This window comes from Pseudoalteromonas sp. XMcav2-N, from assembly GCF_024124545.1.
Classification (GTDB): domain Bacteria; phylum Pseudomonadota; class Gammaproteobacteria; order Enterobacterales; family Alteromonadaceae; genus Pseudoalteromonas.
Genome location: NZ_JAMXSF010000006.1, coordinates 257,288 through 277,132, shown reverse-complemented (window position 1 = coordinate 277,132; position 19,845 = coordinate 257,288). Strand labels below are relative to the sequence as shown.

Here is a 19,845-nt window from a genome sequence, read left to right as displayed (position 1 = left end):
TTCAATAATTCCAAGGCCTTTGTCTATCTTACCCTGCAATGCGGTAAATTAGCAGTGATAGTCAAATGCTTCTTGCATCAATTTGTTATTAATTATAACCCGAAATAGCGAACAGAGGATGGGAAACAAGGCGGATACACGATCCGCCTGACAAACTCAGAGCCCGGCAGAGGGCTCTGATGGGGCGTTACCTGAAGACCGCTTCTGCGTTCATCACCTCGATGTTCGCAGCCGGAATAGCCAGTTTGTAGTTGGCAATTTGCTTATCTTCATCGATAAGCGCTTGCGGTTTTTGCGCATTATAGTGCATCGGCGACTCAGTCTGATTCACCAGACGTGCTTTCATATCAGCCGCGTTTCCTGTCACAAACACATAGTGAATGTTGTCACTTTGCAGGTTTTCGCGGATCACCCGATTCACATCTTCTACAGTCAGCGAAGCAAGTTGCGCGCGTACGTAGTTCACAAACTCATCGGTATTGTAGAACTGGCTGTCCAGTGCATACCCGAGCTGACGATCCTGACTGGCAACCATCTGAGGCACAAAGTTACTCAGGAAGTTGCGGGTGGCGGAAAAATCACTCTCAGTCATGCCCTCTTTAATCAGCTTGTCTAACTCAAACTGAGCAACACGAGTGGCAAAGTGCGCGTCGTTATTAGAACGCAGCGGACGTAACCACACCTGAAAAATTTGCTCAGAGCGGCCCAGGTTGGCATCGGGCTTAGTCTGGAACATACCACGCGGGAAATACTCAATATAGGCATAGTCACCATAGTTCATACCACGCACCTGACGGATCCGCTGGAACAGGTACGCGTTTGAGTTACGGTGCTCACCAAAGTAAGAGCGCACCAGCCATAAGGCAGTCCAGTCTTTGCTGCTGCGAATGGTATCTATTGGGAAACCAAACGATACCGCAGTCGATTTCGCGCTCTTCTCAACGATAGTAGCATGACGACCCTCTAACGCTGGCGCATCCGGGATCGTCAGCCGAGGCTCCTCCCCTTTGGGCAGCTTAGCCAGTTCAGTGAGCATACGCGCTTTAAGCTGCTCATCCAGCGCACCGGTGATCCCCACGTTCAGTTTTGCCTGAGTAAACTGGCTGTGGTAGAAAGCTTTCACATCATCCAGAGTCAATGCTTCGAGATCGGACAAATCGCCCAGATTGTAACTCTCGTATGGATGGCCCTGATACAATTTATGATACAGCACCTCTTTGCCCAGCTCTTCATCATTTGATGCTTTAAGGCCCGCTTTGATGTTGTCTATCAGCTCTTTTTTCAGACGTTTAAAGTCATCTTCTCTAAAGCCTGGATTGAGTAACTGTTCACTGATCAAGGCATACCATTGTGCAGCATTGTCCTTGTGCACCCGACCACGCAGTGACAGCATTTCTTTGTCAATCTGATAATCAAAGCTACCTGCAATGGGATACAGGGCTTTTTGGATCTCTTTATAAGACTTGCTCTGCGAGCCACCATTGGCAATCATGGCAGCAGTCAGAGCGGCCACGCCTTTTTTGCCTTTAGGATCCGCGGCTGCCCCAGTGTAAAACAGTAGATTCACATCAACCAAAGGGGAAGCATTGGTTTTATCCAGTACGGTGAATTTCTGTTGTTTTGATTGGCTTTGTTGCGACACCAGCGCATCCAGTTCAACTCCTTTGTCAAACCCAGCGACTTGGGTCAATGCCGACATCGTCACTGTGGTACGGCCACTGTCAACGAAATAACGGTTGGCGACATCGCGAATGTCTTCAGCGGTGATGGAATCACTGGTCGCATACAAGGTGTTGATCACTTCAGGATCGCGCTCGAAATGCATATATTCCGCCAACATGCTGGCAATCGCCTGCGAGGAGTCCAGGCCGTTGGCAAAGCTATATTTGCGGTTCGACTTCAGTGCAGCCAGCTTATCACTGTCAACCAGCTCAGTGCGCGCGTTAGCATAAGTACGATTGATTGCATCGCGTACCACAGCTAAGTCACTTTCTTCATTAACCTTAACAAACACGTGAAGCAGACCCGGATCTTTGGTCTCCGGATTATAAGTGAACATCTGGCTGGCAATTTGTTTATCGACGACCAGCTCCTGATAAAGCTCTGAGTTTTCAGAGAAATAAAGCTGTGAGAGCAGATCCAATGCGGCACGGTCTTTCTTTGCAGGTTCCCATGCAGCCCCTTTATAGGAAACCAGTAACCAGTGGCCCGGCAACCCTTCGTAGTGTTCATGCACATACCTGGCTTGTTGCTGCTTCGGCTCCACCGGAATATCGGCAACATAGTTACCACGCTGCCAGCCACCCCAGTGCTTTTTAACCATTGCCATGGTTTCCTGCGGATCGACATCACCCACAATCACGATAGACACGTATTCAGGCTTATAGAAACGCTCAAAAAAGATTTGACCATATTCCATTTGATCCGGCATGGCTTCAATATCTTCGAAGAAGCCCATGGTGGTATGCTTATAGGTGTGCTTATCAAATGCTTCTTTACGCACCGCACTTAACAACTTACGGATCGGGCTGGCGTTGTTCTTCAGGTATTCACCTTTGACCGTCAGCGCTTCGGTACGGAACTGCGACTCACTGTAGCTTAGGTTTTGAAAAATATCCGCTTTGATCTCAAGGACCTTATCCAGATGCTCTTTTGAGAAATTCAAATGGTAGTTAGTATAATCGTTGGTAGTATATGCGCGGTTGTCCACCCCGGAGTTTTTCAGAATGTCGGCATAGACATCCTGTGGAAACTTCTCAGAGCCTTTAAACATCATATGCTCAAAGAAGTGAGCAAACCCGGTTCTGCCCGGCTCGACTTCGTTACGCGAGCCAACAGAGACTGGGATCTGCAGTGACACAACATCTGGGTAGTCGGTTTTCACCACCATCACACGTAAGCCATTATCCAGCTCTTCAAGAACATAGTCTTGTGCAAACACTTTATTGCTGGCCTGCGCCTCTATGCTGGTTGGCGCCTGCTGCGCCGATTGTTGCGTTGCGGTGCAGCCGGCCAGAGCCAGTGACACAGCCAGGCTGGTCGCCAGTAGTTTAAATTTCATATGCTTCCCTTAAATTTGTCGTGATTTTTATTCTTGGTCCCATTGTAATTGGGACGCATAGTTCCCAATTATGCCGCAATCCCACCTTAATTCATCTTTACACGCCCAAATAATGTAAAGAAATATGAACTAAATTTCCCTGAATAAACCGGCGGGCAAACAACAGCTTGCTCCAACATGACGAAAACACCATGAGAGAAATTCATCTGTATTGAATTTGTTTCAAGAAAAAAATCTATCTAGACGTCTAAATGGCTGCTATATTAGATCCCATACACTGAATTTTTGCCGGAATCTGGACCATGGCGTTATCACTACAAGAGAAAATCTTAGACCCGAACCAAGGGGTATATTTGATTGGTACGACTCCGCCCAAATCTGGTACGGAGCAGGATAAGGTAAAACGTATTGCAACTAAGCTTTTGGATCGACTGCATGAAATTGAATACGACGGTGTAATCGTTTACGACATTCAGGATGAAAGCAGCCGCACCGATGTGCCCCGCCCTTTTCCGTTTAAGGAAACCGTCGACCCGTGCGAATACAGTCGTCTGGTGAAGTCGTTGTCACAACTGGACGTGATCACCTATAAAAGTGTGGCACAACGTGATAGTAGTGAATTTAACCAGTGGCTTAGCAACACCAAACAGGAATTTGGCCTGAACAATCTGGTCCTGGTTGGCTCTCCTTCATCACAGGGTAAAATTAACTTGCCACTGCCAGACGCTTATCAGGCCCTGGCTGCGCACCAGGCAGACTTTTTTCTGGGCGGTGTAACCATTGCAGAGCGTCATGCATCCAAACGCAATGAACATGAACGGCTGATTGAAAAAACCGCTCAGGGCTGTGAGTTCTTTATTTCTCAGGCTGTTTATAATGCTCAGGCAACCATAGACCTGATCACCAGCTATGCCCGTACCTGCAAACAACAAGGCATTGAGCCGAAGCGACTGATCCTGACTTTTACCCCATGTGGTGGTGAGAAGACGCTGCAATTTATGGAATGGCTTGGGATTTCAGTACCTGAAGCAACCAAATGGCGCATGCTGGATGCAGACAATACGCTGAGTGAGTCGATCCGCATTTGCCGTGAAAATCTGGATTCCATTCTGCGTAGTTGTGCCCAACTGGATGTCCCGCTGGGACTGAACATAGAAAGTCTGACCAACCGCAAAGAAGAAATTGATGCGTCAATCAACCTGTATCGTTTGCTCAAAGCAACGATGGAACTGACGCTGGCAGAAAAACAAATCGCTTGAGCGATTCACAAAGACATAAAAAAAACCGAGCCTGTGTGCTCGGTTTTTTTATTATCAGAAGCCTGATTACTCCGACTTCTGCTCTCTGCCAAGCAGAGCCATAGCTGCTTCTTTGACGTCTTTTTGTTGATACAGCACCTGATAGATCTGCTCCGTGATCGGCATTTCGATACCTGTGCGCTTTGCCAGCAGGTAAACTTCTTTGGTGTTGCGGTACCCTTCCACCACCTGACCAATGCTCTGCATCGCCTCTTCGACGTTTTTCCCCTGACCCAATGCCAGACCAAAACGTCGGTTTCGCGATTGGTTGTCCGTACAGGTCAGGATCAAATCGCCCAGCCCGGCCATCCCCATAAAGGTTTCCGAGCGTGCACCAAGCGACAACCCGAGTCGGCATAGCTCTGCTAACCCGCGGGTGATCAAGGCAGTTCTGGCATTGGCACCAAAGCCAAAACCATCAGACATACCTGCGCCAATGGCAATCACGTTCTTCACCGCGCCACCAAGCTGAATACCGATAAAGTCATCATTACTGTACACCCGGAACGAGCGACCACAATGCAGCAACTTAGCCAGTTCACCGCGGAACGCTTCGCAACGCGACGACACTGAAATGGCAGTCGGTAACCCGGCAGCCATTTCTTTTGCAAAAGTTGGCCCGGACAACACGGCCAGCGGAACCTGCTCACCGAGTACATCCAATGCCACATCCTGCAATAATCGGCCGGTATCCGGCTCCAATCCTTTCGTTGCCCAGGCCACTTTCGCACCCGGCAACAAATGTGGCTTAATCGCTTCCAGCGTTTGCGCAAACGCGTGGCTGGGTACCACCACCAAAACCAATTGACTGGCCTGAACGGCTTGAGTCAGGTCGGCTTCCAGTTGCAGTGACGCGGGAAAGTCAATATCCGGTAAATAACGGGCATTCTGACGCGAGCTGGCTAACTGCGCAATGGCAGTGCTGTCACGTCCCCAAAGAGTAACCTGGTGACCGTTGCGGGCAAAACAAATAGCAAGGGCGGTGCCATACGACCCCGCCCCTAATACGGTCACAGCTGATTGTGCTGTATTCATCATTTATGCGTCAGCAGGTTGCTCTTGCGCGGCACGTTGCTGCATGTACTGAGCAAATAGCGCGTCAAAATTTACTGGCGCCAGGTTTAGTTGTGGGAAGGTACCACGGTTAACCAGGCTTGCAACCGCTTCACGCGCGTAAGGGAACAGAATGTTCGGGCAGAACGCGCCTAACATATGTGCCATTTGCAGCTCTTCCAGCTCACCAATAGAGAAAATACCAGCCTGTTGGATTTCACACAGGAATGCAGTTTCTTCGCCCAATGACGCAGTGACAGTCAGTGCCAGAACAACTTCATATACACCTTCGTCCAGCTTGGCAGAACGCGTGTCCATGTCCAGCTTTACTTCAGGTGTCCACTCTTTTTGGAAAATAGCCGGAGAGTTTGGCGTTTCGAACGACACATCTTTGGTGTAGATACGCTGAATGTTAAATTGTGGACCTTGTTGTTCTTCTGCAGCAGCTGCGTTGTTTTGCTCTGTCATTGTTCTTCCTAATTATTCGTCTTTATTTTAAGTGGGGTAGCACCTCGGGCCCGTAACCTGGGTGCAATAAATTTTAACTCAGTAAGGCGTCCAGCTTACCTTGTGATTCAAGCGCCATCATGTCATCGCAACCGCCAATGTGCTGCTCTTTAATGAAGATCTGTGGCACCGTGTGACCACCATTTGCTTTGCTGATCATCTCTTCACGCAGCTCGGGTTGCGCGCCGATATCGTACTCGGTATATGTGACACCTTTGCTGTCCAGCAACGCTTTTGCGCGATGACAGTAAGGACAGTAATCCTTTGTATAAATAACAACTTGGCTCATATTTACTCCTATTTACCCGAGGCTGTTGGCAGGCCAGCAGTTTGCCAGGCACCAAATCCACCCGACAACACGTACACTTGCTCAAAGCCAGCTTTGTACATATTGCTGGCAATGCCAGATGCGGTCATGCCAGTGTTACACACCAGTATAATGGGCTTAGTTTTGAACTTTTCAAGTCCTGCGAAATCATTTTGTTTGGCTTTTTCCACATTCATATGCTCGCTACCAGCGATACGTGAACCATTGAACTCTTTCGCCGCACGCATATCAAACACCTGGCCATCCTGACGGTTTACTAAAATAGTAAGCTGCTGCGGATTGATCTGACGGATCTTGGAAAACATGCCTTTCAACCAGCTTGAGACCAACATAGCCGCCAAAACCAGCCAGATAATGCTGAGAATGGGGTTTCTACCTAAAAATTCGATGTATTGTTCCATATTGTTTTTACCAACCAGGAAAATGAAATTGCTCGCGAGTATACTTTCTTACGGGCGCTGGTACAAACATCTGTGACATAATGCCTGACTTTGCGAGCAATCGCTGGCTAACCGCTTGCAGCGCTTAGTGACAGGGTTCAATTCGGGTTTGTAACTTATATGAAATTTAAAGTGGTTGAGGATAAATCACGCCCAGAGGGCTGAATATTCATATAAAACAAGGTATCCTATGGCCAGATTTCGTGCACATTTCAGGAGCCCAAATGACTGCAAAGAAAAAACCTCTGGTATTAATGATCCTCGATGGTTGGGGATATCGCGAAGACGCCGAGAGCAATGCAATTCTGGCGGCTAACACCCCCGTTTTGGATGAACTATGGCAAACGCGTCCACGTACGCTGATCTCGGGTTCAGGTCTGGATGTGGGACTACCGGATGGGCAGATGGGTAACTCTGAAGTCGGCCATGTCAACCTGGGCGCCGGCCGCATTGTTTATCAAGACTTTACGCGCATTACCAAAGCCATCAATGATGGTGAGTTTGAGCACAACCCGGCACTGGTTGAGAACATAGACAAGGCGGTTGCCGCCGGTAAAGCCGTCCACCTGATGGGACTGTTGAGCCCGGGTGGCGTACACAGCCATGAAGACCATATTGTTGCAGCCATCGAACTTGCCGCCAAGCGCGGTGCCAAAGCGGTTTACTTCCACGCCTTCCTGGACGGTCGTGATACGCCACCACGCAGCGCTCAGGCTTCGATTGAACGTATTGAAGCACAGTTTGCAGAACTCAAGTGTGGCCGTCTGGCGTCAATCGTAGGTCGTTATTATGCTATGGACCGTGATAACCGCTGGGAGCGTGTTGAAGCCGCTTACAATCTGATGGTGTGTGGCGAAGCTGAATATCGTAATGCTGATGGGGTCAGTGCCCTGAACGCGGCGTATGAGCGCGACGAAAACGATGAGTTTGTCAAGGCAACCATCATTGCCGCAGAAGGACAAGAAGCAGCGACCATTAACGATGGCGATACGCTGATTTTCCTCAACTTCCGTGCTGACCGTGCCCGTCAGATGACCCGTGCCTTTGTGGATGCGGATTTCGCTGGCTTCGAGAAGAAAAAAGTCCCTGCACTGAGCGGCTTTGTGATGATGACGGAATACGCGGCCGATATTAACGCGCCCGTCGCCTTTGCCCCGGAAAAACTCACCAATGTACTGGGCGAATGGCTGGCAAAACACAACAAAACGCAACTGCGTATTTCCGAGACCGAGAAGTACGCCCACGTCACCTTCTTCTTCAGCGGTGGTCGTGAAGAACTGTTCGACGGCGAAAAACGCGAACTGATCCCATCGCCTCAGGTAGCCACGTACGACCTGCAACCTGAAATGAACTCCGCCCTGCTGACCGATAAGCTAGTCGAAGCCATTCACAGTGGTGAGCACGATGTGATCATCTGTAACTATCCAAATGGTGACATGGTAGGTCACTCAGGTGTCTTTGAAGCCGCCGTGAAAGCCTGTGAAGCCGTTGATACCTGTATCGGCCGCGTTGTTGCAGCACTTGAAGAAACTGGCGGTGAGGCGCTCATTACGGCTGACCACGGTAACGCAGAGCAAATGGTGAACAGCAAAACCGGCCAGGCCCACACAGCACACACCAGTGAGCCGGTACCATTTATTTACATTGGCCGGGATGCAGAACCACAGGCAGGCAAAACACTGAGCGATGTGGCACCGACCATGTTGCACCTGTTGGGCATGCCTCAGCCTGAGGAAATGACTGGTTCACCTGTCATGCGGCTGAAGTAAACTATGCGCCGTACGCTTGCTGTACTTTCGGTCTGTTTGCTCCTGCCCCTGACCGGGCAGGCGAACGAAACCCGCACCAAAGCCGACCTGGCTGCGGTGCAGGCCGAGCTCAAAAAGAGTCAGGTCGCGTATCAGCAACAACAAGCCAGCTTTCGTGCCCTGCAGAGCACCCTGCAGTCTTTTGAACTGGAAATCGCCAAAAGTGCCAAAGCACTGGCATTGACAGAGCAAGGGATCAGCGAAAACAAGCAGCAGCAGTACACACTGCAACGCGAAGCTGAGCAGCTCAAGCAGCAAAAAAAGCGCCTCCAGCGATTACTGGCTGCACAGCTCAAAAGCGCGTATGTGACAGGCAGTCACGATTATTCCAAAATGCTCCTGAACCAACAGCATGCTGCAGCTCTGGAGCGCACCATTAGTTACTACGACTACTTTAATCAGGCCCGCATTGCTCAGCTCGAAGCGCTTAAGTCAGTTTTTGAGAAACTGGCCCAAAACAGCGCGCAACTGGCGCGCAAAAAGAAGCAACTGCACGCTTTACAAGGCCAGCAAAAAACCCGTCAGGACGAGCTGTTGTTGGCACAAAATGCCCGCAGAACCCATCTGTCGAAACTCAACGACAAGCTCAATCAGGCAAAGGCTGCGATTGCCTACCTTGAAGAGAACGAGCAGACCCTGATCACAACCCTGGAAGCCTTGGCCTCCGAGCAGGCAGCCAGCCCTGAACACTATGTCGCGCAGCTGCAAGGGTTACAGCGCTTAAAAGGCAAACTGGCCTGGCCGCTTGATGGCCGCCTGAAGCATCGCTTTGGCCAGCGCAAACATGTCGGCATGAACTGGAAAGGCGTCGTGATCCGCGGCAGCAATGGCGATCCCGTTAATAGCGTGGCACCGGGTCAGGTGGTCTATGCAGATTGGTTGAACGGTTTCGGCTGGGTCATCGTATTAGATCACGGGGAAGGCTTTATGAGCCTGTATGGCCATGCCCAAACCCTGCTCAAAGACGTTGGCGATCAGGTCATGCCAGGCGAGCCCATTGCCCTGGTAGGGCAAAGCGGCGGACAAACCGATCCTGGTCTATACTTCGAAATACGGCATAAGGGAAGCGCTGTTGATCCAGTAAAATGGTGCAGATCCAGTTAACTGACTAACCGATGCTGCCCCCCAGTGAGGAGCAGCATATGATGACTCCATGTGTTCAACCAAATAAAAACTTCGTATGGCAATGGCTGCTGGCACTTGGCCTGATGCTCAGCTTATTGTGCCTGCCACTTAATGCCAGACAGCTTTCGAGCGAGCAAATTGATGAGATCCTGTATCATATTCATACCTACTATGTTGAAGACTTGCCGCTCAGCCATGTTAAAAAAGACAACTTTGGCGAGCTACTCACCCAGTTAGATGACTATTCAAAGTACCTTGATGAACATGAACTTGAAGCCTTATTCAGCGCAGCCAATGGTCGCTACACCGGACTTGGGATCGAAGTTGAAGAAGTCGAAGACGGCGTCGTGATTGTGGATACTCTGCCTGGCTCACCCGCGGAAGCTGCAGGTATTGAGGGGGGTGATAAACTTCTGGCCATCAACACTCATGACGTGAAAAGAAAATCTATTGCTGAAGTTTCAAAATTACTGCGTGAAGCACAGTTCTCGACGATTCAGCTCACCGTAAAGCGCGCCAATGCAGAAGTCACACTGGCCCTTAGACGACAAGAGATCACGCTTCACAGCGTGTCCAGCCAGCTGTTGTCCGGCGGCATTGGCTACATACTGCTAAGTAGCTTTAACAATCACAGTTATCATGATTTTGCCCGGCACATCAGTATGCTTAATAGCCACCTGGGTGAGCCGCTCAAAGGGCTCATTGTCGATTTAAGAGACAACCCGGGCGGTACACTGAACAGCGCCGTCGCCATTTCAGATCTGTTTTTACAAAGCGGCACTATTGTCAGTACCCGGGGTCGTTTTTACGATGCAAACCAACGCTTTTTTGCAGCTCAGGGCGATATACTCAACGGCGCGCCCATGTTGGTGCTTATCAATGAGCAGTCGGCATCGGCGGCTGAGATACTCGCCGGAGCACTGCAAGACAACAGTCGGGCACTCATACTGGGTAACCGCTCTTATGGCAAAGGCTCTGTACAGTCGCTCATTCCCATCGGTAACGGCACCACAGCACTGAAACTGACGACAGCACGCTATTTTACTCCCTCGGGCCAATCTATCGAAGGCACCGGGATCCAACCCGATGTGGTTTTTAGCAAACAAGTACTTTTAGAACTCGACAAAGACGCTATAATGGCTGGTGAAAAAAAGGTCAGACAGACCTTTATTGCCAACCTTGATAAACATTGGCAAGAAGCGGAACAACTATTACAAAACCATAATTTACAACAATAATTCAGGATAGTGCGCTTACTTATATTAGGCTTTGTGGTGCTTTTTCTCTGTGCGGCACCAAGCTATGGCAACCAGGTTGCCATCGTCATTGATGACATTGGATACCACGAACGTGATTTAGAACTGCTGGATTTGCCCGGCCAACTGAGTTACGCCATTTTACCGCATACCCCATTTTCACAACGCTTTGCTTACCAGGCCAGCCACAAACGCCGTGAACTGTTGCTTCACATTCCTATGCAGGCTTTGGAAGACAAAGCCCTTGGGCCGGGCGCCCTGACACTGGATATGCGCAAATGGCAACTGCAAACCACGCTGGGGCATGCCCTGGCTACCCTGCCTCAGGTCAAAGGGGTGAACAATCATATGGGCTCGGCATTAACTCAGTACGTTGAGCCGATGAAATGGACCATGGAATTGCTGAAAAAACGTGGCCTGTATTTTCTGGATAGCCGCACTACAGAGCTCAGTCAGGCCCAGCATGTGGCAAACCTGTATGGCGTGGCCAATGTCGCCCGCCATGTGTTTTTAGACAATCAAACTCATCCGGATGCATTGCGCAGGCAGTTTGATCAGCTCAAGGCATTAGCCCACCAGCAAGGCTATGCCATCGGCATTGCCCACCCTTACCCGCAAACCCGGGCATTTCTTGCCACGGTACTGGGCGAGCTGGCAACCGAAGGCATTGAACTGGTTCCGCTGTCACAACTGGTTGAACACAAGTACATTCAACTGGCTGCCGTCAAACACTCAGCCCAAGCCTCAGAATAAACTTCAGAGTAAAAACCAGACAAAATTGATCTGGCACCATTCACTGACACCCAGTGTCGGCTAGACTTAAGCAAGATATTATGTTCGCTTAAGGAAGTGCTTATGTTAACCACAGTAGCCGATTTAATGACGCCCGATCCACTGGCCGTCAGTAAAACCAATACACTCAACGATGCGCACAACCTGATGCGCGAGAAGAACATTCGCCATATCCCTGTGATAGACGACGATGGCATGCTGGTTGGTATGCTGACACAAAAGATCATGATCGCAAAAGTCATGGGGATCATTGCCACCTATGGCACTAACGCGCTGGAGCGCAAAGAAAAGCAACAGCAGGTTGCAGAAGTCATGGCCACCGACTTTGCCAGTGTACAGCCACAACAGAGCCTGCAAGAAGTGGTACGGTTTTTTGTTGATAATCGTCATGGCTGCATGCCGGTGACCGACGACAAGGGCAAACTACTGGGTATTTTAACCTCGTCAGACTTTGTCCGCCTGGCCGCCGCCTTGCTGTCATAAAAAAGCCCCGTCACGGGGCTTTTTTTATTGCTTACTCTGATTATCAGGCTTTCGCTTGCAGGGTACGTGCAACCGTGCGCATGCCCAATGTCGTAGCGCCTGATGCCCACTGTGAGCCGGCATTATTCTGGAATGACGCCGCCAGGTCGATGTGCACCCAGCCCTGCCCTTCGTTTGGCACAAAGCGAGACAGGAAACCTGCTGCATTAGAGGCGCCACCAAAACCACCGCCTTTTTGCGCTCGGCTATTGGCCGTGTCTGCATATGCCGATGGACAGTTATTCTGATGCCACTTTTCTAATGGTAACGGCCAGGCCGCCTCAAACTCTTCCTGAGCAAACTGCTGTACGTCATTGACCAGCTCTTTGTCCAGGCCAAATAATGCATTGTACTCCTGACCGACCGCAACCAGCGCCGCGCCTGTCAGTGTTGCTGCATCGATGATCAAAGGTGCACCTGTTTCGCCAGCAGCCATCAGGCCATCAGCCAGAACCAAACGTCCCTCTGCATCAGTGTTGACGATTTCAACAGTGGTGCCATTTTTATAAGTCAGAATATCACCCAGCTTGTACGCATGGCCTGAAATCAAGTTTTCAGCACAACACAGGAACAATTTGATGCGCTTGTCGATCCCACGCTGAATAGCAATGGCCAGACCCGCGGTCACTGTCGCTGCACCACCCATGTCACATTTCATGGTCAGCATGCCCTCGCTGGGCTTAATTGAGTAACCGCCCGAGTCGAAAGTGATCCCTTTACCTACCAGAGCTGCGGCAACCGGTGCGTCTTCGTCACCCGTCGGGTTGAAATCCAGTTCCAGTAACACAGGAGGGCGTTCACTACCGCGGCCCACTTCATGGATCCCAATCCATTGATGCTCAAGCAGCGCGTTGCCCTTAATGATTTGGTAGCTCACATGCTCTGGCGCCAGAGACTGAATGAATTCAGCCGCTTTACCCGCCAGGCTTTCAGGATAGATGTCTTCAGCCGTGCCATTGATCATCTGACGGGTCCAGATAGCAGCGGTTTTCAGCGCCTGCAACTCAGCCAGGTCCGACTGTGCGTTGTCACAGAAGATCACACCATCAAGTTGTTTCGGGCTTACAAAGCCCTGATAAAATGCCCACTGAGACTCAGTGCACCAGGTATCCCCCTGTAATTCAACAGCCAGGATCCCTTGCTGAGCCACACTGCGGCCCGCTTTTTGAATAGTCTTCAGTGTGTCGTGTTCGCTCAGATGCACCAGGGCACCATCCTGATCGTACGATAAAGTCGCATTGCCACCCCAATGTTCAGCCGGGGCCTGATCCGTCAGTCGAACAATAAATTTGTCAGCCATATATGATTTCACTCTTGCGCTTATTAGTAACTTGCAGTGTACACTAGCGGGCAAAATGCCCCAAACGAATGCGATTAATCTATGAAGTTTCACGCCCCACTGGCCAAAGCCACCTTGCTTAAACGCTACAAACGCTTTTTGGTTGACTTGCAAGACGACACACAGCGGGAGTTCACCGTACATTGTGCAAACACAGGTAAAATGACCGGCTGCGCCGATCCCGGCTTCAGCGCATATTACTCAACCAGTGACAACCCGAAACGTAAATATCCTCACTCGCTGGAACTGACGGCCAACCAGAACGGTGCACTGATCTGTGTCAATACGGCAATGGCCAATAAGGTGGCCATTGAAGCCATCGAACGTGACGGTGTTTCGGAGTTAACGGGGTATCAGACACTGCGCAGTGAAGTAAAATACGGCACAGAAAACAGCCGCATCGACATCTTACTCCAGGATGACAACAAGCCTGACTGCTATATTGAAGTAAAATCAGTCACTTTGCTGGACAATGAACAAGGTTATTTTCCGGATGCCCAGACAGCCCGGGGACAAAAGCATCTGCGCGAGCTCATCCAGATGCGACAACAAGGCATGCGCGCAGTCTTACTATTTGTCGTCATGCACAATGGCATCCACAGTGTAAAACCGGCTGCACACATCGATAACAAGTACGCCTTACTGATTGAAGAGGCGTTGCAACAAGGGGTAGAAATTTACGCCTACCGGGCGGAGGTATCAACGCAGGAGGTCAACCTGACTCAGGCCCTCCCCTTCAGCACGGATTGAAATGAACGTCACAGTTACAGTGATCTTGGGGCATAAAAAGTGCAGTATAATGAGTATTAAGCTTGAAAGTAGAAAATTTGCCTCCATATAGCTGCAAATGTCAGTGTGACCCCCGTCCGTCGCGACTTTGTGATTCCGATCATACCTTCAAACCGGGAGTGGTCTAACAAGCAAAAAGTGTTTGCCAAGGGGTAAAGATTTTGCTATCTATAGCCGCCGGCGTTAGCTGGGGTTGTTTATTAAGGATTTAGGAGAATGCTATGCCAGACCAGAAAAAACTAGGGTTGTTGGCTCAAGCCGGTTTAGAACCTTATCAGGAAAAGCCGGGTGAAGAATATATGAATGACGCACAGCGTGCGCATTTCAAAAAATTACTGGAAGCGTGGCGTAGCGATCTTCGTAACGAAGTTGACCGCACTAAGAGCCACATGCAAGATGAAGCGGCAAACTTCCCGGATCCAGTCGATCGTGCGGCACAGGAAGAAGAGTTTTCTTTAGAACTGCGTACCCGCGACCGTGAGCGTAAGCTGATCAAGAAAATTGAAAAAACACTACAACTGATCGAAGACGATGATTTCGGTTATTGTGACTCATGTGGCATTGAAATTGGTATTCGCCGCCTTGAGGCCCGCCCGACTGCGGATCTATGTGTAGACTGTAAATCAATCGCTGAAATAAAAGAAAAACAACAAGGCCGGGGCTAACACACGTTCGTCTCAGCTATGCTACCCCAGTTTAATAGCGACTATCTGTCCGGGAGCTATCGAGGTCGATTTGCTCCCTCTCCCTCCGGTGCGCTCCATTTCGGTTCTTTGATCGCCGCACTCGCCAGTTATCTCGATGCCAAAATCAACCAAGGTCAGTGGCTGGTCCGTATGGAAGACATAGACACACCCAGAGTGGTTGCGGGTGCCGCGGACGAGATCCTCAGAACCCTTGAAGCATATGGTTTGCATTGGGACGACGAAGTCGTCTATCAAAGCCAGCGTCATGCGTTATATCGAGATATCTTAGCTCAACTTAACCATGCCGGACTCACTTACCCGTGTAGCTGTACCCGCAAAGCACTCAAGCAACGTGGTGGGTTTTATGACAATCATTGTCGGGACCGCCATATTGCACCCGACGGGAATGCCCTCAGACTAATACAAACCCAGCCAGTCTATGCATTTGACGACCTGTTGCAGGGGCAGGTCAATCTGCCGGCGTCTCTGGCCAAAGAAGACTATATTGTAAAACGTCGGGATGGCCTGTTTGCCTATCAATTGGTAGTGGTGGTTGACGACATTGAGCAGCAAATTACGCGTGTCGTACGTGGTGCCGATTTACTGGAGCCGACAGCTCGTCAGATAAGCCTGTTTAACCAGTTGGGCTACCAGGCCCCAGAATACGCACATGTGTCGTTAGCAGTAGCACAACCGGGGTTTAAACTGTCAAAACAAAACCACGCGCCCGCCATCAACACGACCAAGCCACAACCTGCGTTGTGTGCTGCACTTGGTTTTTTGGGCCTGCCTGTTCCCAGTGAGTTACATGGTGATTCGGTGAACAATATTCTGCACTGGGCTGAACAGCATTTTTCACTGCGTACCTTACCACACCACCGTGAAATTCAGGTCTCGCTGCAAGCCGACGGACACTATGATTTCACTGGGTTAACGGCCTGAGCCCACTCCCATCGTTTCGTGTCTGCCTTGACTGTCAATCTAATGTCGGATTTTTAATCATGAATACGTCCCCGCTCCTTCAATTTGACCCCATTTGAGTATATGATAGCGGGCCTCGTTAATTCGCCTACACTATACAAACTAAAACAAGTTCTATGGCCGTATGGTGAATATAGGTGCATTATGCACGCTTTATTGCACGCAATTTGGATTGTTCAGGGTCGTTAGGAGAGTGGTTATTATTTCCAAAATTATAAAGCTTTGCCGTCAGATAGTTAAAGGCAAGGATCCGGTAGGAACCGTGACATGTAGTGCTACACCTGCGTTAATACCACGCAGTGAACATGCTATCTCGCGCAAACAATTTAGCCCCAATGCAATCAAAGTTTTGTACCGACTTAAAGATGGTGGCTACGACGCCTATCTGGTGGGTGGTTGTATTCGTGATATCTTGTTAGGCATTGAACCCAAAGATTTCGATGTTGTTACCAACGCCACACCTGAGCAAGTCAAAAAGTTATTTCGCAATTGTCGGCTAATCGGCCGCCGCTTCAGGCTCGCTCATATCGTTTTTGGTCGTGAAATCATCGAAGTGGCAACCATGCGTGGACACCACCAGGCACAGGACAACCCGGATCCAACCAGCCAGTCAAGCGATCAGGGCCAGCTGCTGCGCGACAACGTCTATGGCACCATTGAAGAAGATGCACAGCGTCGTGACTTTTCTATCAATGCACTTTACTACTCGATTAACGACTTCAGTATCAGGGACTTTGCAGGCGGTATTGCAGCCATTGAGCAACGCAAGATTGAACTGATTGGCGATCCTGAAACCCGTTATCGAGAAGATCCGGTACGTATGCTGCGTGCCGTGCGCTTCGCCACTAAGTTAGATATGACCATTGCAGGTCCAACCGAAGCACCAATTAAAGCACTCGCACCTCTGTTGACTAATATTCCTCCGGCACGCTTGTTTGAGGAAACACTGAAGCTCTTTTTGGGTGGCAAAGCCGAAGCTAACTTCCTGATGCTCAGAAAATATGGCCTGTTTAAACAACTATTTCCGGCCGTTGACGCTATCTTGGATAATGCCAACAGTGAGTTTGAAAGCACATTTATCCAAAAAATGTTTGCGAATACGGACGAGCGTATTAACGCAGATAAGAAAGTCACCCCAGCCTTTATCTATGCCGCATTACTATGGTTCCCGCTACGAGACCGCAGTAACGCATTAATAGCTGAGGGCATGAATGAATATGATGCCTTTATGCAGGCCATCAGCCAGGTTCTGGCAGAAAACGCCCGTCACATTGCCGTGCCGAAACGCTTTACGCTGGGCGCGCGGGATATCTGGCATATTCAGCAACGTCTCGATAAACGCGGTGGCCAGCGCGCTTACCGTCTTAGTCTGCAACCGAGATTTAAAGCCGGTTATGACTTCTTGCTGTTGCGGGTAGAAAGTGGCGAAACCGACCAGCAGGAGCTGGCAAACTGGTGGACTGACTATTTGCAACAGGACGTCAATGGACAAAAAGAGATGGTGAAAGCGCTAGGTCAACGCTCTGGTGGCTCAGAAAGACGCCGCCGTCGTCCCAGAAATAAACCGCGTAGAAAACCAAACCCAGAATCATGAACACTGTTTATATTGGACTAGGGGCGAATCTGAACGCCCCTGAGGCACAGTTACGCAATGCGTTGGATGCGCTGAGCGCATCCTCATCACTCACGCTGGCAAGCGTATCAAGCTTTTATGCCTCAAAGCCTATGGGTCCGCAGGACCAGCCTGATTATGTCAATGCCGTTGCTAAACTTATGACAGACCTGCCCGCCATAGAAGTGCTCGATCTGCTGCAGCAGATTGAACTACAGCATGGCCGGGTCCGAAAAGCAGAGCGCTGGGGACCACGTACATTAGATTTAGATATCCTGCTATACAACGATGAACAGATAGACACACAGCAATTAATCGTGCCGCATTACGGCTTGTGTGAACGCGAGTTTGTGGTCTTTCCACTGCTAGAAATTGCACCCGAACTCACCTTACCAAATGGGCAGTTGCTGGCCAATATTGCCACTTCACTGCCACGAAATGGGCTTACAGCTGTCGCCCAATATCGCATAACCAAATCGATTGCATAGTAAGATCTGGGCGACACAGTACGCTCAGCTTTGAATTGATCACAAAGGGGGAAATATGGCTAAAGTAACCGTTTCAACATTGGCCAAGAAAAAACGTGAAGGAACAAAAATCACAGCACTTACGGCATACGATGCCAGCTTTGCAAAGCTGTTCCATGACAGCGGCGTTGACGTCATTCTGGTAGGCGACTCTCTGGGTATGGTACTGCAAGGTGGCGAAGATACTCTGGCTGTGACCACAGCGGATATTGCATACCATACGCGCTGTGTTCGTGCCGGCAGCAAAGAGTTGTTTGTGGTAGCCGATATGCCCTTTATGAGTTATGCCAACCCGGCACAAGCATGCGAGAACGCAGCAGTGCTCATGCGTTCAGGCGCTAATATGGTCAAACTGGAAGGCGGAGAATGGTTGCTAGACTCTATTCGACTGCTGACGCAACAAGGCATTCCTGTGTGTGGTCATTTAGGTCTGACTCCGCAATCGGTGAACGTCTTTGGTGGTTTCAAGATCCAGGGTCGTGAAGAAGCCCAGGCTGAGAAAATGATCGCTGATGCCATTGCGCTGGAGCAGGCAGGCGCTCAGCTACTGGTCATCGAATGTATCCCATCAGCACTGGCCAAACGCATCAGCGAAGCACTGACTATCCCTGTGATTGGGATTGGCGCGGGTAAAGATACCGATGGTCAGATTTTGGTTATGCATGATTTAGTTGGAATTTCAGCGGGCTATATTCCTAAGTTCTCGAAAAACTTCCTCGCAGAGACAGGCAATATGCCCGCTGCGGTCGAAAAGTTCTGCACTGATGTCAAAAGCGGTGCATTTCCCTCTCAGGAACATGAGTTTAACTAATGCAATCAATTACAGAAATCAAATCTCTGCGCAGTCAAATTAAAGCCTGGCGACAACAAGGTCAAAGCATTGCATTTGTGCCCACCATGGGCAATCTGCATCAGGGACATTTTTCACTGGTAGAGAAAGCCAAGACACTGGCAGACAAAGTCGTTGTCAGTATTTTTGTCAATCCGATGCAATTTGGGGCCAATGAAGATTTGGATAAATACCCACGCACGCTGACGCAGGACAAGCAAGGGCTGGCCGAGCTGGACACCGATATTGTCTTCACGCCCAGTGTTGATGTGATCTATCCAAACGGCCTTGAAACACAAAGTTATGTGGATGTACCAGGCGTATCCGAGGGCTATTGTGGTGGTAGTCGCAGCGGTCATTTCAGAGGAGTGGCCACAGTTGTGACCAAACTCTTTAATCTGGTTCAACCTGACTTTGCCTGCTTTGGTGAAAAAGACTACCAACAGCTTCAGGTGATAAAAACCATGGTGCGCGACTTATCCATGCCTATTGAAATCATCGGAGTACCAACTCAGCGAGAGATCTCGGGTTTGGCCATGAGTTCTCGCAATGGCTACCTGTCAGAGCAAGAAAAAGACACCGCAAAAGTACTCTGTCAGACTCTCAATGACACAGCTCAAAAGTTGGCAGACGGAGCCCGAGACTTCGCAGCACTGGAGCAAGCCGCCAGCTCGACACTCGAAGCAGCAGGTCTGACACCCGATTACTTTTCTATCGCCCAAAGAGACAGCCTAAAACCTGCTACACTGGAAGACAGTGAGTTTGTGATCCTGGCTGCTGCTTACCTGAATCAGGTGAGACTAATCGACAATATCCAGGTCCTAACTGAAGCATAACAATGAATAGGATCCCCGGTATCACCTTGTGAACTTACGCGGGATCCTCACTTTAA

Annotated in this window: 19 protein-coding genes; 13 read left to right on the top strand and 6 right to left on the bottom strand. The window is 49.8% G+C overall.

The genetic code is table 11. The features are described 5' to 3' along the window. Window positions 1-187: 187 nt before the first annotated feature. Window positions 188-3,061 carry a M16 family metallopeptidase gene (locus tag NH568_RS10660; protein WP_253046924.1) on the bottom strand — a complete coding sequence of 958 codons (2,874 nt, stop codon included), beginning with the start codon at window positions 3,059-3,061 and terminating at the stop codon, window positions 188-190. Between the two features lie 302 nt (window positions 3,062-3,363). Between NH568_RS10660 and NH568_RS10655 the strand changes: the two genes are divergently transcribed. Beyond that, window positions 3,364-4,320, top strand: coding sequence for a hypothetical protein (locus tag NH568_RS10655; protein ID WP_253046921.1), 957 nt, complete (start codon window positions 3,364-3,366; stop codon window positions 4,318-4,320). A gap of 66 nt (window positions 4,321-4,386) precedes the next feature. Here NH568_RS10655 and gpsA read toward each other — a convergent pair whose 3' ends face one another. The 4 genes from gpsA to NH568_RS10635 all read right to left on the bottom strand — a co-directional run bounded on the left by gpsA (window position 4,387) and on the right by NH568_RS10635 (window position 6,648). Next, entirely contained in the window at window positions 4,387-5,394 is a 1,008-nt protein-coding gene (gene gpsA, locus NH568_RS10650; protein WP_253046993.1) for an NAD(P)H-dependent glycerol-3-phosphate dehydrogenase, read from the bottom strand. A 3-nt stretch (window positions 5,395-5,397) separates the two neighbouring features. Continuing rightward, window positions 5,398-5,880: a protein-export chaperone SecB gene (secB, locus tag NH568_RS10645; protein ID WP_046006181.1), complete on the bottom strand. Its 483-nt coding sequence runs from the start codon at window positions 5,878-5,880 to the stop codon at window positions 5,398-5,400. Window positions 5,881-5,953: 73 nt separating this feature from the next. After that, window positions 5,954-6,208: a glutaredoxin 3 gene (gene grxC / locus NH568_RS10640; protein ID WP_054014682.1), complete on the bottom strand. Its 255-nt coding sequence runs from the start codon at window positions 6,206-6,208 to the stop codon at window positions 5,954-5,956. 8 nt (window positions 6,209-6,216) lie between these two features. Then, complete coding sequence (locus NH568_RS10635) at window positions 6,217-6,648, bottom strand: rhodanese-like domain-containing protein (protein ID WP_138551383.1); 432 nt, start codon at window positions 6,646-6,648, stop codon at window positions 6,217-6,219. A gap of 263 nt (window positions 6,649-6,911) precedes the next feature. Here NH568_RS10635 and gpmM point away from each other — a divergent pair, with 263 nt between their 5' ends. From gpmM to NH568_RS10610, 5 genes are all read left to right on the top strand, one after another. Continuing rightward, window positions 6,912-8,456, top strand: coding sequence for a 2,3-bisphosphoglycerate-independent phosphoglycerate mutase (gene gpmM, locus NH568_RS10630; RefSeq protein ID WP_253046918.1), 1,545 nt, complete (start codon window positions 6,912-6,914; stop codon window positions 8,454-8,456). Between the two features lie 3 nt (window positions 8,457-8,459). After that, the gene (locus tag NH568_RS10625; protein ID WP_253046915.1) at window positions 8,460-9,599 is read left to right on the top strand and encodes a peptidoglycan DD-metalloendopeptidase family protein; all 1,140 of its coding nucleotides are present in this window, start codon (window positions 8,460-8,462) and stop codon (window positions 9,597-9,599) included. Window positions 9,600-9,637: 38 nt separating this feature from the next. Then, window positions 9,638-10,858 carry a S41 family peptidase gene (locus NH568_RS10620; RefSeq protein WP_253046912.1) on the top strand — a complete coding sequence of 407 codons (1,221 nt, stop codon included), beginning with the start codon at window positions 9,638-9,640 and terminating at the stop codon, window positions 10,856-10,858. Between the two features lie 36 nt (window positions 10,859-10,894). Further along, on the top strand, window positions 10,895-11,629 hold the full coding sequence (locus tag NH568_RS10615) for a divergent polysaccharide deacetylase family protein (protein WP_253046909.1): 735 nt from the start codon (window positions 10,895-10,897) through the stop codon (window positions 11,627-11,629). 102 nt (window positions 11,630-11,731) lie between these two features. Continuing rightward, window positions 11,732-12,151 carry a CBS domain-containing protein gene (locus NH568_RS10610; protein WP_138551388.1) on the top strand — a complete coding sequence of 140 codons (420 nt, stop codon included), beginning with the start codon at window positions 11,732-11,734 and terminating at the stop codon, window positions 12,149-12,151. Window positions 12,152-12,194: 43 nt separating this feature from the next. On the opposite strand, the gene pepB is transcribed toward NH568_RS10610, so the two are convergent. Further along, complete coding sequence (pepB, locus tag NH568_RS10605; protein ID WP_253046906.1) at window positions 12,195-13,490, bottom strand: aminopeptidase PepB; 1,296 nt, start codon at window positions 13,488-13,490, stop codon at window positions 12,195-12,197. A gap of 81 nt (window positions 13,491-13,571) precedes the next feature. Here pepB and sfsA point away from each other — a divergent pair, with 81 nt between their 5' ends. The 7 genes from sfsA (at window position 13,572) to panC (ending at window position 19,789) form a co-directional block, all read left to right on the top strand. Then, window positions 13,572-14,279: a DNA/RNA nuclease SfsA gene (sfsA, locus tag NH568_RS10600; RefSeq protein ID WP_253046903.1), complete on the top strand. Its 708-nt coding sequence runs from the start codon at window positions 13,572-13,574 to the stop codon at window positions 14,277-14,279. Window positions 14,280-14,539: 260 nt separating this feature from the next. Further along, complete coding sequence (dksA, locus tag NH568_RS10595) at window positions 14,540-14,983, top strand: RNA polymerase-binding protein DksA (RefSeq protein ID WP_010383453.1); 444 nt, start codon at window positions 14,540-14,542, stop codon at window positions 14,981-14,983. A gap of 18 nt (window positions 14,984-15,001) precedes the next feature. Next, a complete protein-coding gene (gluQRS, locus tag NH568_RS10590; RefSeq protein WP_253046900.1) occupies window positions 15,002-15,946 on the top strand; it encodes a tRNA glutamyl-Q(34) synthetase GluQRS in 945 nt (314 codons plus the stop codon). A gap of 301 nt (window positions 15,947-16,247) precedes the next feature. Then, window positions 16,248-17,579 (top strand): polynucleotide adenylyltransferase PcnB, encoded by a 1,332-nt coding sequence (gene pcnB / locus NH568_RS10585; RefSeq protein ID WP_349287996.1) that lies wholly within the window; start codon window positions 16,248-16,250, stop codon window positions 17,577-17,579. After that, window positions 17,576-18,085, top strand: a complete 510-nt coding sequence (gene folK, locus NH568_RS10580) for a 2-amino-4-hydroxy-6-hydroxymethyldihydropteridine diphosphokinase (protein ID WP_253046897.1) — start codon at window positions 17,576-17,578, stop codon at window positions 18,083-18,085. Before pcnB ends, folK begins: the two co-directional genes overlap by 4 nt. 55 nt (window positions 18,086-18,140) lie before the next feature. Further along, on the top strand, window positions 18,141-18,935 hold the full coding sequence (gene panB / locus NH568_RS10575) for a 3-methyl-2-oxobutanoate hydroxymethyltransferase (RefSeq protein ID WP_253046895.1): 795 nt from the start codon (window positions 18,141-18,143) through the stop codon (window positions 18,933-18,935). Beyond that, complete coding sequence (gene panC / locus NH568_RS10570; protein ID WP_253046891.1) at window positions 18,935-19,789, top strand: pantoate--beta-alanine ligase; 855 nt, start codon at window positions 18,935-18,937, stop codon at window positions 19,787-19,789. The genes panB and panC overlap by 1 nt, the downstream gene beginning before the upstream one ends. The last annotated feature ends 56 nt before the right edge of the window (window positions 19,790-19,845 follow it).

Excerpts from the sequence above, each read along its gene's own strand:
- NH568_RS10625 (WP_253046915.1), top strand. The coding sequence starts at position 8,460 with ATGCGCCGTACGCTTGCTGTACTTTCGGTCTGTTTGCTCCTGCCCCTG.
- gluQRS (WP_253046900.1), top strand. The coding sequence starts at position 15,002 with ATGCTACCCCAGTTTAATAGCGACTATCTGTCCGGGAGCTATCGAGGT.
- secB (WP_046006181.1), bottom strand. The coding sequence starts at position 5,880 with ATGACAGAGCAAAACAACGCAGCTGCTGCAGAAGAACAACAAGGTCCA.
- sfsA (WP_253046903.1), top strand. The coding sequence starts at position 13,572 with ATGAAGTTTCACGCCCCACTGGCCAAAGCCACCTTGCTTAAACGCTAC.
- gpmM (WP_253046918.1), top strand. The coding sequence starts at position 6,912 with ATGACTGCAAAGAAAAAACCTCTGGTATTAATGATCCTCGATGGTTGG.
- NH568_RS10655 (WP_253046921.1), top strand. The coding sequence starts at position 3,364 with ATGGCGTTATCACTACAAGAGAAAATCTTAGACCCGAACCAAGGGGTA.
- NH568_RS10660 (WP_253046924.1), bottom strand. The coding sequence starts at position 3,061 with ATGAAATTTAAACTACTGGCGACCAGCCTGGCTGTGTCACTGGCTCTG.
- NH568_RS10635 (WP_138551383.1), bottom strand. The coding sequence starts at position 6,648 with ATGGAACAATACATCGAATTTTTAGGTAGAAACCCCATTCTCAGCATT.
- NH568_RS10620 (WP_253046912.1), top strand. The coding sequence starts at position 9,638 with ATGATGACTCCATGTGTTCAACCAAATAAAAACTTCGTATGGCAATGG.
- folK (WP_253046897.1), top strand. The coding sequence starts at position 17,576 with ATGAACACTGTTTATATTGGACTAGGGGCGAATCTGAACGCCCCTGAG.
- pepB (WP_253046906.1), bottom strand. The coding sequence starts at position 13,490 with ATGGCTGACAAATTTATTGTTCGACTGACGGATCAGGCCCCGGCTGAA.
- panC (WP_253046891.1), top strand. The coding sequence starts at position 18,935 with ATGCAATCAATTACAGAAATCAAATCTCTGCGCAGTCAAATTAAAGCC.
- gpsA (WP_253046993.1), bottom strand. The coding sequence starts at position 5,394 with ATGAATACAGCACAATCAGCTGTGACCGTATTAGGGGCGGGGTCGTAT.
- panB (WP_253046895.1), top strand. The coding sequence starts at position 18,141 with ATGGCTAAAGTAACCGTTTCAACATTGGCCAAGAAAAAACGTGAAGGA.
- NH568_RS10610 (WP_138551388.1), top strand. The coding sequence starts at position 11,732 with ATGTTAACCACAGTAGCCGATTTAATGACGCCCGATCCACTGGCCGTC.
- grxC (WP_054014682.1), bottom strand. The coding sequence starts at position 6,208 with ATGAGCCAAGTTGTTATTTATACAAAGGATTACTGTCCTTACTGTCAT.
- dksA (WP_010383453.1), top strand. The coding sequence starts at position 14,540 with ATGCCAGACCAGAAAAAACTAGGGTTGTTGGCTCAAGCCGGTTTAGAA.